At 69.4% G+C, this 16853-nt stretch carries 18 protein-coding genes and 1 rRNA gene; 7 read left to right on the top strand and 12 right to left on the bottom strand.

Annotation, left to right across the window (positions count from 1 at the left end; translation table 11 throughout):
* Window positions 1–6: 6 nt before the first annotated feature.
* From NLX83_RS26390 to NLX83_RS26380, 3 genes are read right to left on the bottom strand one after another with little or no spacing between them, the layout of a single operon-like run.
* The gene (locus NLX83_RS26390) at window positions 7–1785 is read right to left on the bottom strand and encodes a hypothetical protein (protein ID WP_254237873.1); all 1779 of its coding nucleotides are present in this window, start codon (window positions 1783–1785) and stop codon (window positions 7–9) included.
* A 17-nt stretch (window positions 1786–1802) separates the two neighbouring features.
* Window positions 1803–2759, bottom strand: a complete 957-nt coding sequence (locus tag NLX83_RS26385; protein WP_254237872.1) for a hypothetical protein — start codon at window positions 2757–2759, stop codon at window positions 1803–1805.
* 51 nt (window positions 2760–2810) lie between these two features.
* The gene (locus NLX83_RS26380; RefSeq protein ID WP_254237871.1) at window positions 2811–3929 is read right to left on the bottom strand and encodes a glycoside hydrolase family 5 protein; all 1119 of its coding nucleotides are present in this window, start codon (window positions 3927–3929) and stop codon (window positions 2811–2813) included.
* 392 nt (window positions 3930–4321) lie between these two features.
* On the opposite strand from NLX83_RS26380, the gene NLX83_RS41220 reads away from it, so the two are divergent.
* Complete coding sequence (locus NLX83_RS41220; protein ID WP_256564461.1) at window positions 4322–4687, top strand: HNH endonuclease signature motif containing protein; 366 nt, start codon at window positions 4322–4324, stop codon at window positions 4685–4687.
* Window positions 4688–4849: 162 nt separating this feature from the next.
* Here NLX83_RS41220 and NLX83_RS26370 read toward each other — a convergent pair whose 3' ends face one another.
* Genes NLX83_RS26370 through NLX83_RS26355 form a run of 4 tightly spaced genes read right to left on the bottom strand, consistent with a single transcriptional unit; the run spans window position 4850 to window position 7678 of the window.
* A complete protein-coding gene (locus NLX83_RS26370) occupies window positions 4850–5110 on the bottom strand; it encodes a hypothetical protein (RefSeq protein ID WP_254237869.1) in 261 nt (86 codons plus the stop codon).
* Window positions 5111–5124: 14 nt separating this feature from the next.
* Complete coding sequence (locus NLX83_RS26365) at window positions 5125–5739, bottom strand: DM13 domain-containing protein (protein WP_254237868.1); 615 nt, start codon at window positions 5737–5739, stop codon at window positions 5125–5127.
* A gap of 58 nt (window positions 5740–5797) precedes the next feature.
* Entirely contained in the window at window positions 5798–6631 is an 834-nt protein-coding gene (locus NLX83_RS26360; RefSeq protein WP_254237867.1) for an undecaprenyl-diphosphate phosphatase, read from the bottom strand.
* Window positions 6632–7678, bottom strand: coding sequence for an LLM class F420-dependent oxidoreductase (locus tag NLX83_RS26355; RefSeq protein WP_254237866.1), 1047 nt, complete (start codon window positions 7676–7678; stop codon window positions 6632–6634). It lies immediately after the preceding gene.
* Between the two features lie 127 nt (window positions 7679–7805).
* Between NLX83_RS26355 and NLX83_RS26350 the strand changes: the two genes are divergently transcribed.
* Window positions 7806–8783 carry an aldo/keto reductase gene (locus tag NLX83_RS26350; protein ID WP_254237865.1) on the top strand — a complete coding sequence of 326 codons (978 nt, stop codon included), beginning with the start codon at window positions 7806–7808 and terminating at the stop codon, window positions 8781–8783.
* Here NLX83_RS26350 and NLX83_RS26345 read toward each other — a convergent pair.
* Window positions 8759–9364: a TetR/AcrR family transcriptional regulator gene (locus NLX83_RS26345; protein ID WP_254237864.1), complete on the bottom strand. Its 606-nt coding sequence runs from the start codon at window positions 9362–9364 to the stop codon at window positions 8759–8761. The two genes, NLX83_RS26350 and NLX83_RS26345, sit on opposite strands and share 25 nt — an antisense overlap.
* A gap of 88 nt (window positions 9365–9452) precedes the next feature.
* Here NLX83_RS26345 and NLX83_RS26340 point away from each other — a divergent pair, with 88 nt between their 5' ends.
* Window positions 9453–10523, top strand: coding sequence for a cytochrome P450 (locus tag NLX83_RS26340; RefSeq protein WP_254237863.1), 1071 nt, complete (start codon window positions 9453–9455; stop codon window positions 10521–10523).
* On the opposite strand, the gene NLX83_RS26335 is transcribed toward NLX83_RS26340, so the two are convergent.
* Complete coding sequence (locus tag NLX83_RS26335) at window positions 10513–11196, bottom strand: MerR family transcriptional regulator (protein WP_254237862.1); 684 nt, start codon at window positions 11194–11196, stop codon at window positions 10513–10515. The two genes, NLX83_RS26340 and NLX83_RS26335, sit on opposite strands and share 11 nt — an antisense overlap.
* Window positions 11197–11260: 64 nt before the next feature.
* Here NLX83_RS26335 and NLX83_RS26330 point away from each other — a divergent pair, with 64 nt between their 5' ends.
* From NLX83_RS26330 to NLX83_RS26320, 3 genes are read left to right on the top strand one after another with little or no spacing between them, the layout of a single operon-like run.
* Complete coding sequence (locus tag NLX83_RS26330) at window positions 11261–12097, top strand: alpha/beta fold hydrolase (protein WP_254237861.1); 837 nt, start codon at window positions 11261–11263, stop codon at window positions 12095–12097.
* Between the two features lie 60 nt (window positions 12098–12157).
* A complete protein-coding gene (locus NLX83_RS26325; protein WP_254237860.1) occupies window positions 12158–13141 on the top strand; it encodes a YncE family protein in 984 nt (327 codons plus the stop codon).
* Entirely contained in the window at window positions 13138–13401 is a 264-nt protein-coding gene (locus NLX83_RS26320) for a DUF5703 family protein (RefSeq protein WP_374118814.1), read from the top strand. The genes NLX83_RS26325 and NLX83_RS26320 overlap by 4 nt, the downstream gene beginning before the upstream one ends.
* A gap of 411 nt (window positions 13402–13812) precedes the next feature.
* Here the strand turns inward: NLX83_RS26320 and NLX83_RS26315 are convergent, their stop codons facing one another.
* Window positions 13813–15135 carry a serine/threonine-protein kinase gene (locus tag NLX83_RS26315; RefSeq protein WP_254237859.1) on the bottom strand — a complete coding sequence of 441 codons (1323 nt, stop codon included), beginning with the start codon at window positions 15133–15135 and terminating at the stop codon, window positions 13813–13815.
* Between the two features lie 43 nt (window positions 15136–15178).
* Between NLX83_RS26315 and NLX83_RS26310 the strand changes: the two genes are divergently transcribed.
* Window positions 15179–15733, top strand: a complete 555-nt coding sequence (locus NLX83_RS26310; protein WP_254237858.1) for an RNA polymerase sigma factor — start codon at window positions 15179–15181, stop codon at window positions 15731–15733.
* A gap of 12 nt (window positions 15734–15745) precedes the next feature.
* Here the strand turns inward: NLX83_RS26310 and NLX83_RS26305 are convergent, their stop codons facing one another.
* Window positions 15746–16657: an alpha/beta fold hydrolase gene (locus tag NLX83_RS26305; RefSeq protein WP_254237857.1), complete on the bottom strand. Its 912-nt coding sequence runs from the start codon at window positions 16655–16657 to the stop codon at window positions 15746–15748.
* A gap of 123 nt (window positions 16658–16780) precedes the next feature.
* A 5S ribosomal RNA gene (gene rrf / locus NLX83_RS42430) occupies window positions 16781–16853 on the bottom strand; the annotation flags it as partial.

The raw sequence follows: 16853 nt of genomic DNA, 5'->3' as shown, positions 1-16853 counted from the left end.
CGCGCGCTACCCGAGCAGCACGCGCTCTCGCGGCACTCCCCCCGCAGGTGGCTCGGGCAACAGCCACGTCGGGTTGCCGACCCCGGCGACCTCGCCCGAGCCGTCGCGCATCACCGCGCGCACGAAGCTGCCCCGGCCCGGCTCGACGTCGAGGTTCCACCGCCCGCCGGTCAGCTCGGCCACCCGTACGCTCCGGCTGGTCGTCGCCGGATCGAGCTGCCCGGTGCCCGCGTAGTCGACGACACCGCTGACCAGCTCGATCGTGCCGTCGGCGGGCGCATCGGTCACGGTGATCGTCAGCGGCACCTTCTTCGCGGAGCTCAGCAGCACCCCGCCCATCGCGCTCGCCCCGTTGACCGTGGCCTCCAGCGAGCCGCGCCAGCGCCGCGGGTCGGTGAACCACGCCCGCCCGCCCCGCAGCGCGCCGAGCAGGTCCGCGGTGCCCGACGAGCCCGCCCAGACGCCGGTGATCCAGTTGGTCTTCTGGTTCACCCAGTCCTTGCCGACGTGGTCGTCGGAGACCCCCGTCCCGGTGAAGAACAGCGCGTTGCGCGCGGACACGTCCAGCACGTGCAGCAGCTTCGGCAGCGCCATCCCGCAGCCGATCTCCACGATGTCGACTCCGCCGAGCCTGCCGCTGGTGATCAACGCCGCGGCGAGCTTCTGCGGCGTGTTCAGCTCGCCTTCGAGCGGGTGGTTGTAGCTGGCCAGCCCGCCGTGGGAGTGGATGAACGCGACCATCTGCTTCGCCAGCGCCTCCGAGGGGTCCTTCACCGGAGGTTTGCCGCTGTAGTCCGGCAGCACGACGTTCTCGCCGAACCAGTTGAGGTGCCGGGTCAGCGAGACCTCCAACGCCGACCGCTGGACCACGTCCGGGAAGCGCTCGGCGTTGCGGTCCATGATCTCCTGGCGCAGCGCGAGCGCGTCGCCACCCGCGCGCCGGGCTCGGCCGATGCGCAGGCGGTCCACCACGAACGCCGCCGGTGTGCTGTTCGCCGAGCGCACGCCGATCCGCAACCGGAACAGCGAGTTGTCGCCCGCGTTCAGATCCGGCCACAGCGCGGCGATGTCCTGCACCGGAGCGAACGTCAGGCGCGTCCACTCGCCCTTGGGTATCGGCATCCGCACGGTTCCGACCAGTCCGTTCGCCGAGCGCTGGAGCTTGTTCACGCCCCCGATGCGGTACTCGACGCGGTACTGCCCCGCCGGACGCCCGCCCGTCGCCGGGTGGTGCGACCCGAGGACCTCCAGCACCAGCTGCGCGTCCGGCCCCACCTCCTGGGCCAGCACGTCCAGGCTGAGCGTGGTGTCCGCGAGCGAGGTGTTGTACGTGCTGTTCCACGCCGATGCCGTGTACCAGAGGGTGCCGTCGCCCACCGCGTTCAGCGCCAGCGCCTTGCCCGGTTCGTCGGGTGAGCGCGGCTCGGTGACGAAGCGGCCGGACGCTTCGCTGAGCGTGCCCTCCTTGGCTTCGGCCCACCGCCACCAGCGGCCGTCCTGGGTTTCCTCCATGCCCTCGAAGCCGACCGCGGTGCGGTAGCCGTGCGCCATGAGGCGGAAGTCGTGGTCGGTCCACCACACCACGTCCACGCCGAGCTTCGTCGCCTGGTCGAGGTGGCCGGCCATGCTCCCGACGCCTTCGCTGAACGAGGCATGCAGGTGCATCGCCATCGTCACCGGCGACAGCGCGCCATTGCTGTTGGCCACAGCGGCTTTCGCGCTCAACGGGAGACCGGCGCTGCCGATCGCGGCGAGCAGCATCGCCCTCCTGCTGATGGGGCTCACCGCACTCCCTCCTCGACTCACCGGAACTGCCCGGTCTCCGACAACGACAGGAACGAGTCCGCCAGCGGCGGATGTGTCCACGCGATGGCTTCGGTGGCGACGAGGGAATGATCGGGTTCCCAGTAGCGGTGCACCTTCGGCGGAGCGGAGGCCAACGCCTCCACCAGCGCGCCCCCGTGCAACGCGGAGTCGGCTTCGTAGCGGAGCCAACCGTTCGCCATTGCCACCAACAGCTTTCCGTCACGCAGATCCGCGCCGGTCGGCTTGTAGTTGCGCTCCGGAATCCCGTTGGGCGGTTGGAGAACGGAGAGCGGGACCGCGTCCACGACGGCGCCCGGATCGGCGGGAACCGGGAGCTTCAACACCTGTCCCTGCCGCAACGTCGAGCCGCTTGGCGCGGTCTTCACCACCAGGTGCGGCACACCGTCCACAAGGAACAGTGACTCGGAGTTGATCCCCGATGCCGAGTAGCGATAAGCCAGATCAGCGCGGACTTCGTTGTCCCGCAACGGGTCGGGCTCGGGGAAGCGGAACAACTCCCCCGGTTTGTCCTGGTGCGGGTTGTTGCCGATATTGCCCAGCCACAAGCACTTCTTCGCCGGGTCGAGCGCCACGTCCTCGATGTCGATGTTGGGCACGGCGGTGCCGTCGGAGCGCTTGAGGTAGACGTACTTCACGTAGCCGTCGCACGAGGTCTGCGCAACCGCTTCGGGCCAGCGAACGAGCTTCCCGGAGCCCTGGTCGAACCGCACCGCGAGGACGGTCCGGCGGTAGCCGATGCGCACTGGATCGGGATTGCCGATGCCGTCCCTGATGATCCAGAACACCCCGGGATGCTGGTGGCTGGCCACGATCCCGCTCGCCTCGTGCAGGTTCGCGCCGTGGTAGGTCTCGCCGGTCTGCTCCGGGAACGTGTCGTTGTTCATCACCGGCTGGAGCTTGGTGACTCCCTCTTCCCTCATCAGCAAAGCCACCGCCGACAGCTTCATGAGGGTGCGCCTACCGATTCGCGCCACGGTCACCCCTCACCAGGTCCGGAAGCGATCGCGAACGTTGCCGCCCGCGTCCGGCCCGCGCACCGGCTCGTTGTTCACACAGCGCGAACCGTCCAAAGTGGTCGGTTCCCAGTTCGGGTGCATCCCCTTCACCATCGTGCCCTCGACATCGAAAGCGTGGGTGAGCAACGGAATCCCGCGCTCCCGCAGATAGCTCAGGAACGGCTCCACCATGCCCGGCATCCCGGCCCGGCACGCGTCGTGGTGCGCGTTCCACTCCGTGACGATCATCGGCGCGCCACGGTCGAGGACGTACGCGAACCGCTCCTCCCAGCGCACTCGATTGCGCTCAACGGTGTTGTTCGCCGCGAAGTGCCAGTAGTACGGATGCGTCGCATACGCCAGCTGCCCCACCGGGTCGTTCAGCCGGTGCGGCCACATCCCCTCGAACCGCTCAGCCAACGCCGCCCCGTTGACCAGCAAGACATTCCGCGCGCCGAGCCCGCGCACCGTGTCCACGAGCTGCTGGTGCCCGACCACTGCGGCGCCGTCACCGTCGCGCCACTGCTTCCAGCCCGCCTCCGACGTATCGTTGCGCGGCTCGTTGAACAGCTCGAACAACACCCCGTGATCACCCGTGAAGTTCGGGGCGAGCGTCTTCCAGGACCGGATCGTCCGCTGCGACGGCATGAAGTTCACGTCCCCGCACGTCGCCACCTGATCCTGCATCGACAGGACCACCGTGAACCCAGCCGCACGCGCCTTGGCCACACCCGCCTTCACCCACGTCAGGTAGGAACCATCCGCGTAGTAAGGATGTTCCGGGTCCAACGCCACCTGGCTGACCTGGAATCGCAACGTGTCAGCGCTCCAGTTACCTTTGGCCGCAGCAAGTTCCGCGTCGCCGTGCTGTGCGAAGGTGTCGTGCGCGCGCTTCGCCCAGCCCGGTGCTTTGCCTTCGTCGATGCACTTCCGCGGCGTCGCCAGTGCCACCATGTTGAAGCCGTGCGGGAAGAACGGTTGTCCGCCACGGAGCCACTTCGTCCCGGTGACCCGGACCGCGTCGTTGCGCTCGTCCGCCTGGACCGGCGGAGCGAGGGTTCCCGCGAGCATCAGGCCCACGAGTAGTGCGTGCAGGGGTTTCAGCATGGGCGCGGATCGAATCCTTCGAGCGTGGGTGAATCAACCCTTTTCACCGTGCGCCGAACGCAAGGCGACGATCGAACTGTTTCGGTTGTGCGGCTTGCGACTTCTAGCGGGGCTGGGCTTCCAGCTTGCGTGGCTGGACTTCCAGTGGAGTCGGCTGAACTTCCAGCGTGGGGCGCTGGGCTTCCAGCCTGGGGGTCGGCTTGACCTGGGGCCCCTTGCGCGTGCCCTTGGGCCTCACGGGGGCACGGGATGAAACCCCGGCCCTCGCGACGAGCGTATGGCACGCGCTCCCCAGGTAAAGCCGACTGTTTCGTGTGCGGCCTGCGGCGGGGTGGCGCCTGGGTTTTTCCTTGTGGCACAACGGATTTGTGCCCCTCAGAGAACCCGATATAATGGGCGTATCCCTCGAAGGGAGGTGTGATCATGTTGGATACCAAAGCAATCAAGGATCTACTCGCCGCGCAGCTGGCGGCCAACGACGAGCACTCGCGGTGCGGGACAAGGGATGCGCCTTCCCCGGATGTGATCGGCCCCCGGCATGGACGGAAGCTCACCATGTGGTGCATTGGATCGACGGAGGACCGACCAATCTCGACAACCTCGTCCTGCTGTGCGTGTACCACCATCACGTGATCCACGCACAAGACTGGGTGATCATCTTCGAGCACGGGATACCGAGCTTCATCCCGCCGAAGTGGATCGACCCTGATCAAGTGCCGTTGCGGAACATCAGGGTGGACTGCCCATTGGTGCTATAACGCTGGGACGTCCACAGTGGACGGACACCCCGGTCTGGAAGCTAAGGGGCGCAACTGAACGGAGGCTTTACCTGGGGTGCGCGTGCCATACGCTCGCGCGCGAGGGCCGGGTTCCTCCCGTGCCCGTCCGGCAGGCCCTCGGCACGCGCGAGGGGCCCCAGGTCAAGCCGATCCCACGCTGGCAACCAGGAAGCCGTGCCGCTCGTTGGTCAACTCCCCCACGGGATCATCGGTGGCCAGGCGCAGCCCGGCGGCGTCGAGCAAGCCGACGATCTTCTCCGCCGCGTTGCGCCGCCCCGCCGGACTCGCGGACATCACCAGGGCGAGCGTCGTGCCCGCCGAGGTGACCTCGACGGAGTAGGCGGCGGCGCGCACCGAGCGCAGCGCGTGACGGACGCGGTCGGGGTGAATCTGTTCGGTCACAAGCCATTCTGACACTAGAGAGACAGCGGCGCGGAGCCGAAGGCCACGTTGAACCGGTCGCACCAGATGACGACGCTGCGCAGCCCGCCCAGCTCGGCCTTGGCCGGGATGGCGTAGTTCTGGTTGCCGTGGGTGGCCTTGAGGGCGCCGAGCTTCACGGAGCGGCCGTCGTCGTACTTGCCCCAGGACCCGCCAGCGGTGGCATCGGTGAGCCACACGTGCAGGTCGGGACCGTCCGATGTGGCCAGTCCCTCCAAACGCAACACCCGGTTGCCGTCAGCCAGCGTCAGCACCTTCGCGGTGCCGGTGGTCTTGTGCTCCTGGGTGACGAACGCACCGGAGGCCAGCTCGACCGTGGTCGGCTTCGGCTGGGACGGTGGCGCGGCGCTCGTAGACGGCGCGGTACTCGGAGAAGGCACTGTGCTTGAAGACGACGCAGTGCTCGTCGGGGCAGTGGTGGACGTAGGCGTGGGCGGGGCGGACGCGACGGGTGCCATGGGCAGGGCCTCGTCGATGGTGCTGCTGGTGAACAGCCGCCACGGCTGGAACAACCACAGCCCGACGACGAGGACGACCACTCCGACGGCCAACCCGGCCTGGACCCACCGCTTTCGCAACAACTGGCGCATAGGGAATTTCTAGCGCGACGAACGCCGCATTTGCACTGGTTAGCGCCTTACGGAGTCCTTACACCGCGTTGATCGCGCCCGCGCCGAGCATCGCGAACAGGAACAGGCCGAGCGCGATCCGGTACCAGACGAAGACGTACACGCTGTGCTTGGCGACGTAGCGCAGCAGCCACGCGATGGTGGCGTAGCCGATGGCGAACGCGATCGCGGTGGCGACGATCATCTGGGCGACACTGGGCTGGAGCCCGGCTCCGCCGCGTTCGAAGACGTCGGGGATGCTGAACACGCCGGAAGCCACCACGGCGGGGATGGCCAGCAGGAACGAGTACCGGGTCGCGGCCTCGCGGGTGAGCCCGATGGCCAGACCCGCGGTGATCGTGCCCCCGGACCTGGACACGCCGGGGACCAGGGCCATCGCCTGCGCGCAGCCCATGATCACGCCGTCCTTCATGGTCATCTGCTCGACGGTGCGGCGCTGCCGACCGAACCGCTCGGCGAGCCCGAGCAGGACGGCGAAGACGATCAGGGTGGTGGCGACGAGCCACAGGTTGCGCGCCGAGGTGCGGATCTCGTCCTTGAACAGGTAGCCGAGCACGCCGATCGGGAGCGTGCCGATCACCACGTACCAGGCGATCCGGTAGTCCGCGGTGCGCCGGACGCTCGCGTCGGTGAAACCGCGGAACCACGTGCTCAGCAGCCGCCAGATGTCCTTGGCGAAGTAGATGAGCACCGCGGCCTCGGTCCCCAGCTGGGTGACAGCGGTGAACGAGGCCCCGGCGTCACTGTCGAAGAACAGCTCCGAGGTGATGCGCAGATGGGCGGAGGACGAGATGGGCAGGAACTCGGTGAGTCCTTGAACAACGCCCAGTACCAGTGCCTGCACCCAGTCCACTTACGCGACCCCTGACTTCTCCAATGCGTCGACGGCCGTACGCAGAGCCGCCTTGCCCTGCTCGTGATCCTGCAACATCACGGAGACGGACAGGGTGGTGACCCCCGCGTCGGCCATCGCCTGCATCCGATCGGCGACCCGCTCGGGGGGTCCGAGCAACGAGGTCTGATCGATGAACTCAAGGGGAACAGCGGCGGCCGCGCCGAGGTAGTCCTTGGCGAGGAACTTCTCCTGAATTTCCTGTGCCGCGGCGCCGTACCCCATCCGGGTGGCCAGCTCCTTGTAGAAGTTCTTCTTCCTGGAGCCCATGCCGCCGATGTAGAGCGCCGAGTAGGCCCGCACGCTGTCGGCGCAGGTCTTCCAGTCGTCGCCGATCACCAGCGGGACGGTCGGCACGACGTCGAAGCCCTCCAGCGTCTTGCCCGCCTTCTCCCGCCCGGCGCGCACCTGCGCCAGGGGCTCGGCGAAGTGCTCGGGCGAGAAGAAGATCGCCAGCCAGCCGTCGCCGATCTCCCCGGCCAGTTCCAGGTTCCTCGGCCCGACCGCGGCGAGGTAGACGGGGATCTCCTCGCGCACCGGGTGCACGGTCAGCTTGACCGCCTTGCCGGGGCCGTCCGGCAGCGGCAGCGTGTAGTGCTCGCCGTCGTAGGTCAGCCGCTCCCGGCGCAGCGCCGAGCGCACCACGTCGACGTACTCCCTGGTCCGGCCCAGCGGCTTGTCGAAGCGCACGCCGTGCCAGCCCTCCGAGACCTGCGGCCCGGACACGCCGAGGCCGAGCCGGAACCGCCCGCCCGACAAGGTGTCCAGCGTGGCCGCGGTCATCGCCGTCATCGCCGGGGTGCGCGCGGGAATCTGCATGACCGCGCTGCCGACGTCGACGCGTTCGGTCTGCGCCGCCACCCACGACAGCACGGTCGGCGCGTCGGAGCCGTACGCCTCCGCGGCCCACACCACGGAGTAGCCGAGCTTGTCGGCCTCCTTGGCGAGTTCGAGGTTGTCAGCGTCGTTGCCGGCGCCCCAGTAGCCCAGGTTCAGTCCAAGTCGCACCGGAGTGACACTACTCACCGGTAACAAGACGGGAAGGTCCACGTGACCCGCGTCACCTGAAGGGGGAGACGCGCCCCGCGCGCGGGATAACCACGCCCACGGCGGGCGCACTGTCTAGGCTCCCCTTGTGGAGCATCGACAGCTCGGCCACAGCGGCCTGCGGGTGTCCAGACTGGGACTGGGCACCATGACCTGGGGCCAGGACACCCCGGCCGAGGAGGCCGCCAGCCAGCTGACCGCGTTCGTCGACGCGGGCGGTTCCTTCGTGGACACCGCGGACGTCTACAACGACGGCGAGAGCGAGACCGTCCTCGGTGGACTGATCGGCGACGTGGTCCCCCGCGAGAACATCGTGCTGGCGACCAAGGCCGTCGCCCGCCGCACCGAGGGCCCCTTCGGCGGCGGCGCCTCCCGCGGCGCGCTGCTCACCGCGCTCGACGGCTCCCTGGCCAGGCTAAAGGTCGACCACATCGACCTCTGGCAGCTGCACGCGTGGGACGCCTCCACGCCGATCCAGGAGACCCTCGCCGCCCTGGACGCGGCGATCGCCAGCGGCAAGGTCCGCTACGTGGGCATCTCCAACTACTCCGGCTGGCAGCTCGCCACCGCGGCCACCCTGCAAGCCGCCAAACCCGCCCACCACCCGCTGATCTCCACCCAGGTCGAGTACTCGCTGCTGGAGCGCGGGGTCGAGCGCGAGGTGGTCCCCGCCGCCCTGCACCACGGCCTCGGCCTGCTCCCCTGGGCCCCGCTCGGTCGCGGCGTGCTGACCGGCAAGTACCGCAACGGCACCCCGGCCGACTCCCGCGCGGCCTCGCAGAACTTCTCCCGCTACGTCGAGCACCACCGCACCGAGCGCGCCGCGCGCATCGTCCAAGCCGTGGTGACGGCCGCGGACGGGCTGGGCACGTCACCGCTGTGCGTGGCCCTGGCGTGGGTGCGCGACCGCCCCGGCGTGATCGCGCCGGTCATCGGCCCCAAGGACACCGGCCAGCTCACGGGCTGCCTCGCCGCAGAAGACCTCGAACTCCCCAGGGCGATCCGCGCCGCGCTCGACGACGTCAGCGCCCCGACGATCACCTATCCCGAACGTCGCATGGACTGACCGAACAGCAGCTCCAGGTGCGCGTCGAGCACACTCACCGCCTCCTCCGGCGCGTAGTGCTCACCGAGCAGGTGCATGCCCAGACCCTCCACCAGGGCCAACAGGCCGGTCGCCGCCTGGAGCGGCGTCATGCCGAGCCGGGTCTCCTCCGTCCACACCTGCCGGATCTGCTCGGCGAAGTGCTCGCGCATCCCCGTGGTGTTCTGCTGCAGCGCCGCCGCCAGCTCCGGCCGGATCGTCGAGTACGACACGAACGCGAGTGCCACCCGCCCCTCCAGCCGACGTGGCTCATCCAGCGGCAGCAGTGAGATCACCAGCGCGCGGACCTCCGCCCGCGCCGAATCGGCGCCGGTCATCGCCGCCGCGGCGCGCGCCTGCACGCGCTCGCTGACCACCTCCAGGGCGAAGGCCATCAGCTCGTCCTTGCTGCGGAAGTAGTGCTGGACCATGCCGGAGGTCACCCCGGCCTCGGCGCCCACGTGTCGCAGGCTCACCGCCTCAAGGCCGCGGTCGGCCACGATCCGCAGCAGCGCCTCGGCGAGCTGTTCCCGGCGTTCGGCGTGGTCGACCCGCTTCGGCATGGCCGCATCTTTTCACATTGCGGTCGTATTGACATCCTTCCGGTGAACTTTTACGTTGCAGTCGTAACGTAACACCGAGGAGGTCCCGATGACCCGCCAGCTGCCCTTCCCGCAGCCCGACCCCACCGCACCCCCGCCCGGGTACGCCGAACTCCGCGCCACCTGCCCGGTCGCCAAGGTCACCACCGCCGAAGGCATGCCCGCGTGGCTGGTGACCTCCTACGACGCGGCCGCAGCCGTGCTCAGCGACGCGCGCTTCGGCATGGCACCCGCGGGAATGGACAGCACGGGCAACGACACGCTGTTCCAGGACGGCGCCACCCACACCCGCCTGCGCCGCCTGGTGACCAAGGCGTTCACTCCGCGCGCGATCGAGGCCCTGCGCCCACTCATCGAGGAACGCGCCGCCGAACTCGTCGACGCCATGATCGCCCGCGGCCGCACCGCCGACCTCGTCGAGGACCTAGCCACCCCGCTGTCCATCGCGGTGATCAGCGAACTGCTCGGCGTCACCCTCGCCGACCGCGCGCTCTTCCAGGAGCTGGCCGACCGGGTCAACGCCGGGGACGGCACCGCGTGGCACGAGTTCGGCGCCTACTCCGCCAAGCTCATCGCCGCCAAACGCGACGAGCCGGGCGAAGACCTGCTCAGCAGGCTCATCGAGGTCCGCGACGACGACAACGGGCGGCTCGACGACAACGAGCTGATCGGCATGGTGGCCACCCTCGTGCTGGCGGGCTACCAGACCGCCCGCAACGCCATCTGCGTCGCGGCGATCCAGCTCATCGAGGAAGGACCGCGCCCGCTCGACGAGGTCATCGACCGCCTCGGCGGAATCATCGGCAACCCGATGCCGCGCTGGGCGCACGAGGACGTCGAGATCGCGGGCACGCTCATCGCCAAGGGCGACCAGGTCCACGTCAAGCTCGAAGCCGCCAACCAGGACCCGAACCGGAAAGCGTTGCCGCACATGAGCTTCGGCCGCGGAGCACACCACTGCCTCGGCGCCTCCCTCGCCCGGGTCGAGATCGACGCCGCGCTGCGCACCCTCGCCGCCAAGCTGCCCGGCCTGCGCCTCGCCACGCCCGTCACCGAGATCCCGTGGAGCGCGCTCTCCGCCACCGACCGCGGCCCGGAATCCGTTCCCGTCACCTGGTGACGTACGCGGCCATCGCGTCCCGGAGGAACTCGGCCAGCCCCGGGTGCCACGAGTCGTAGCGCCGCCGGAACTCCGGATCGTCCGCGTAGAGCCTGCCCAGCGCGGCGTAGGACTCCGCGTCCGGCGTCCAGAAAGCGGTGATCATCCGATGGTGGTCGGCGATCACCGCGCGCACAGCCGGGTCGCCCGCGCCGTGCCCGGCCTTCATCAGCTCCACCAGCCGGTCCTCCACCACAGACCCGCCATCGGGGAGGACCGGCTCGAACGCGCCGAACCGCCGCGCGATCACGTCCTCGTAGCGCCGCTGCCGTGCCGAGTCCGCCGACCACACCATGTACTCGCCGCTGCGCTCCAGCTCGCCGACGACCTCGTCCACCGACGAGGTCAGGGCGGCCAGCCGCTCCCGCTCAGCGGTCAACGAGGCGAGATGCCGCCGCAGCACAAGGGCCTCGTCGGCGGCACCGGAGACCACCCTGGCAACGGTGTCCAGGTCCAGCCCCATCCCGCGCAGCCGCAGGATCTCCAGCAGCCGGACGCGCTCCGCCTCGCCGTAGTGCCGCACTCCGCCCGTGCCGGTCGCGACCGGCCGCAGCAGGCCGATCGCGTCGTAATGCCGCAGCGTCCGCGAAGTGACCCCGCACAGCCGGGCGAACCGCGCTGTGGACCAGGTCATCACTCCTCCTCGGCTTGACTTGACGGCTTGACTTGACGCGACGTCAACCACGGATTCTCGCCGCATGACCGAAGAAAAGCTCGTCGATATCGACCGACAGGGCCGCCGCCTGCACGCCCGCTGGAGGCGCAACGGCACTCCGACCGTCGTCATCGAAACGGGCTCGGCGAGCAGCAGTTCCGAATGGCACGACGTGCTGGACGCGATCGGCGAGTTCACCTCGGTGATCGCCTACGACCGCGCCGGATACGGCGACAGCGACGCCGACACCGCGCCGCGTACCGCCGACCGGATCGTCTCCGACGCGGTGGCACTGCTCGCCGCCACTGACCTGCCGAAGCCGTATGTGCTGGTCGGGCACTCGCTCGGCGCGCACTACGCCCGTCGCTTCGCGCAGCTCCACCGCGCGGACGTGTGCGGCCTGGTGCTCGTCGATCCCGCCCACGAAGACCAGAACAGCTTCATGCCACAGGAAATGCTCGACTGGTGGGCGGCCAACGCCGACGTGCTTCCCGCATTCGACACCGCCGACGCCGTTCGACTGGAGAACGAGGCCGCCGAGCACAACAACGCGGTGCTACGGGCAGATCCCGGGCTCGATGATCTTCCGTTGATGGTCGTCACGCGCGACCAGAACGGCTGGAGCGAGTACATGCCGGAGGAACTGGCGGCCGCGGTCGGCGCGGGCTGGACGGCAGCTCAGACGGCGCTGGCGCGGCTCAGCACGAACGGCGTGCTGCGGCGGGCGAACGCGCTCGGCCACCACGTCCACCAGGAAGATCCGCAGGCCATCGTGGACGCGGTGCGGATGATCACGGCTCAGTCCCACCCCTGTGCCAACCGGGTGCCCGAGCGTGACCCTCCCCCTGGCGTGGTGGATCCTGGTATCCAGTACATGTAGGCCGGGTACACCCCGGCCTCGCCGGAGGAGGTCGGATTGCGTCGCCGTGCGGTGGCAGTGGTGCCCGTCGTCATTGGAGCCCTCGCGCTGAGCGCCTGCGCACCGGACCGGACGCCCACGGACCCGCTGCTGGTCGGTGACGAACTGGTGGCACCGCTGCCCGCTGCCTCCCCTGCGAGCTCGTCCCCCACCGGAACCGTGCTGCCGCTGGACGGACCGGCCCGCGTGCTGGCGCTGGACACCACCACCCGCACGCTCGCGGTCGCCATGGACGCCAAGGAGATCCGGCTGTTCTCCGTGGACAGTCCGCAGTCGCCGCCGCGAGTCGTCGCGGTTCCGGACAAGGTGACCGCGCTCAGCCCTGCGGGCGACGGCGCGCTCTTCGCCGCCATCCCCTCGGCGAACACCCTGGTGCGCCTCGACGTTCGCACCGGCGGTACCGAGAAGTTCACCGTCGAGGGCGCCCCCAGCGGCGCGACCGTCGTGAATGGACAGACGGTGGTCTCGCTCAGGAACCGCAACGCCGTCGCGGTGCTCGACGGCGGGAAGGTCGCCCGCGAGATCACCGGCTTCTTCGCGCCGACCGCGGTCCTGCGCGGCGCCGAGAACGACGCGCTGGTACTGGACTCCAACCGCACCGCGCTCCTCGAAGTCAACGTCGCCGAGGGCAGGGTCGCCTCCGCGCTCCGGGCGGGTGACGGCGCCACCAACGCCGTCACCGACCGCTTCGGCCGCGCGCTCGTGATCGACACCAGGGGCGGCGAGCTGCTCGCCTTCTCGTCGAGCCCCTTCCTGATGAAGCAGCGGTTCCCGGTGCCCGGCACCCCGTACGGGATCGCCTACGACGCCAAACGTGATCTCGCGTGGATCACGCTCACCGAACGCAACGAGGTCGTCGGTTTCCACGTCGCGGGCGGCGAACCGGTGGAGAAGCACCGCTTCCGCACCGTTCGCCAGCCGGACTCGGTCGCCGTCGACCCGGACAGCGGCAAGGTCTTCGTCGCGTCCGCGGACCGGGAAGGGATCCAGGTGGTGCAACCGTGAGCGACGAGGGCAACAACGGATCGGTGAACGAAGATCTGCTCGCGGGATCGAGCGTCGTTCATGACGGGGACTGGGAGTACCGCCCGCTGCGGCTACCGCCGGGCATCTCCCGCAAGACGGCCATGACCCAGCTCGCGCTGCACGCGGAGTTCTCCGGTTGGGAGCTGGCCAGGGTCCTGCTGTTCTCCGACGGCACCCGCAAGATCTGGCTCCGTCGCCGCTACCGGCCCAACCAGATGCTCCCCGGCATCATCGCCTGAGCCGCATCGCCTGACCCGTTCGCGAGAACGCGCCGCCCTCCCACTGCCCCTCGCTCAGCCGGACGGCGCTACACAGTGGACGGTCCACAACTTCTCCCCCAGGTGCCGGTGATGCTGACACCCCTGTGATGCCACGACCGGGAAGTTGGTTGGGGACCACCCCGCATCCCGCCAGTGCCCCCCAACGCCCGCAACGCCCCCCGCGCTCACCCCCCACAACATCACCTGGGCAGCCCAAACTCCCGTTTCGTACTCAAAACGGGTTTTTGGAGCGCTCTTTTTCCCGTTATGAGTACGAAACGGGGTTCTCTAGACGGCGCGCGCGGGGGATGGGGTGGACGGGCGCGTGTGGGGCATGGGACAGAGTTTACTTGGTGGGCGGAGTGCGGGCGGGGGCTTGGAGGACGCGGACTAGTTGGCTGCCATGACGACCGGGCCGACCTCGACCTGGCTGAAATCGCCGACCGGGCCCTTCTGCCACGGGAAGGACACCAGGTCCAACGTTCCCGGCAGCCGGAACTCCAGCCGGGCGGGTATCGCGGGCTTGCCGTTCTTGGCATCGACCGACCAGCCCAGGTTCACCGCGGCCCAGCCGCCCTCGCCGACCTCCACCTCGTGCGGCTCGCCCTGGCCGTCGCCGTAGCGCAGCGGGATCACCGTGCCGTCCGCCCGCACGAACCGCACGTCCTGGAGCCTGCCGAAGATCTTGCACTGCCGCTTGTCCGAGGCGAAGTACAGCTCCATCACCTTGCGGGTCATCTCCAACGGCTCGAAGGAGTCACCGTTGTCGAACACCCGAACGTCGCTCGCCCGGCACAGCGCCGGGTCCACCGGCGGCGCCGTGACCGGCGTCGGCGAACCGGCCTCCGGTTTCACCGGCGGCTCCTGCTGCCAGTAGAACAGCGCCGCCACGAGCCCGAGCACGCTCACCGCCGCCACTCCGGGGAGCACGAAACTCCGCCGCGACAAAGCTTTCTCGCCCCCGGCCACCGCGCGCAGCTCATCGGCGAAGGCGCGCGCGCTCGGCCAGCGGCGATCAGGATCAGCCTGAAGGGCGCGGCGAACGGCTCGACCGAGCCTACCTTGAAGCTTCGTTCCCGACTCCCCCACGGTCTCGCCCGCCAGGAGCCGGTGCGCCAGCGCGCCGAGCCCGTACACGTCGGTGCGCTCGTCCACGACGGCGCCGCCGCGCGCCTGCTCGGGCGCCATGTACCCGGGTGATCCGGCCACCTGCGTCAACCCCGACCCCTGAGCGAGCGCCTTGGCCAGCCCGAGGTCGGCCAGGAGCACCCGGTCGCGGTGGATCAGCACGTTCGAGGGCTTGAGGTCCCGGTGCACGATGTCCAGCTCGTGCAGGACGCACACCGCCTCGGCGACCTCGACCAGCACCGCCAGCGCCTCGTCCTGGGTCAGCTCGCCGTCGGCGATGCGGTCCTCCAGGCTGCCACCGTCGGCCAGCACCGTCACGAAGTACGGCCGCCCGTCCGGCAGCTCGCCGATGTCCAGCACGCGCAGGATGCGGTCGGAATCGGCCAGCCGCAACAACTTCGCCTCGCTGACGAACCGTTCCCGCACATCCAGGTGGCGCGCCCAGTTGTCGGCGAGGACCTTGATCGCCACCGGGGCGTCCAGCGCGTCGTCCTCCGCCCGCCACACCGACGCGAACGCGCCCGTGCCCAGCAGCCCCGACACCCGGTAGCGGCCGAACAAAGTACCGTTCACGGGGTCGGGCATGGGTGTTGAGTCGATCCCGGGCCTCCTCGATATTCTCAGCGCCATGCTAGGCGATCAGGATGCAGAGGCGTTGGCCAGACGGGTCAGCGACGGCGACCATTCAGCCCTGGACGAACTGCTCCGCAGCATCCAGCCCGGAGTGCTCCGGCACTGCGGCCGCTACCTGCCCTGCCGCCAGGACGCCGAGGAGGCGTGCCAGGACGCGCTGCTCCGGGTCGCCGAGAAACTGCCGGGCTTCGAGTGGCGCAGCAAGTTCAGCACCTGGCTGCACACCGTGGTCTCCAACAGCGCGCTGAGCACCTACCGCTCGCTCAAACGCCGCGCCGACAAGCAGATCAGCGATGACACCGTCCTCGCGACGCGGCCCGATCCGAGGACGACGAGCGTCATCGCCGGCTCGCGGATCGACCTGCTCGACGCGTTGGAGCGCCTGGAGGCCGAGCGCCCGCGGATCGCGGCGGCGTTCGTCCTGCGCGACGTCTCCCGGCTGACCTACGCCGAGATCGCCGAGCACATGGCCGTGCCGGTCGGCACGGTGAAGAGCCAGGTGCACGACGCCCGCATCGTCGTCCGCGAGTGGCTGGCCGAGCGCTCGTGACCCGCTCGTGAACTAGGAGCTCGCGCGGCGGACGAGGTCGGCGATCTGCGCGGTCACGTCCTCCGCGCGCTCCAGCGGGAGCATGTGCCCGGCGCCCCGCATCACCACTTCCTCGCCTCCGCCGCAGATCTCGGCGATCTTCGACACGTGCGAGGCGGGGCAGAGCTTGTCCTTCTCCCCCGCCATCACCACGACGGGCTTGCCCTGGATGACAGTGAGGGCCGCGGTCCGGTCGTGCCGGTCGAACGCGGGGCGGAACAGCGCGACTGTCTCCGGCCACTGCGACCACACCATCTCGGCGGTGATCGCCACGTCCTCGTCGCGCGGGCCGTCGCCGAAGAGCCACCATCGCAGCCCGGCGGTCTTGACGGGCTCGATGCGCTCACGGACCTTGCGCACCAAGGGCCCGAACACGTTCTCCAGTTCCTGCACGAGTTTCCCGGCCAGCGTCGGCAGTCCGAGCTGCACCTCCGCGGCCCCGCCCGCCGACGTGGACACGAATGCCACACCGCCGACCCGCTGCCCGAACAGCCGCTGCCTGCGCTCCGCGAGGGCCATGATCGCCATGCCGCCCATCGAATGACCCACGAGCACAACCGTCGATGCTGGGGTCAGCTGCTCGATGACCTGCGCCAGGTCGTCTCCGAGCTGCTCGACGGTGGCAGTCTCCTCGGTCGCTTCCCCGGACTTGCCGTGCCCGCGGTGGTCGTAGGAGATCAGCCGGACCTGCTGGTCGAGCACCGCGGGCAGCAGCTCGAACTGCCTGCCCCAGGTGCGGTGGTCCAGCGCGTAGCCGTGCGTGAAGAGCACCGTGACCGGGGCATCCACCGCTCCGGCCTGGACGACGTTCAGGAGCGTGCCGTCCTCGAGTAACACAACCGAGGCCCCGTTGTTCGCGGTGCCGCTGTCCGAAGTTCCCGACATGGCAGGAGATGGTGCCACGCGGGACGAGACTTATCTACCCGGGAGTAGCTTCGGGTCGGTGATCGCTCCCCGGAAATGCCTGAAGGGGTCCCGGACGTATCCGGGACCCCTTCAGGAATGATTGTTCGGCGGCGTCCTACTCTCCCACACCCTCACGAGTGCAGTACCATCGGCGCTGGAGGGCTTAGCTTCCGGG

This window comes from Allokutzneria sp. A3M-2-11 16, assembly GCF_024213555.1.
Classification (GTDB): Bacteria; Actinomycetota; Actinomycetes; order Mycobacteriales; family Pseudonocardiaceae; genus Allokutzneria.
This window is presented reverse-complemented; position numbering and strand designations above follow the sequence as displayed.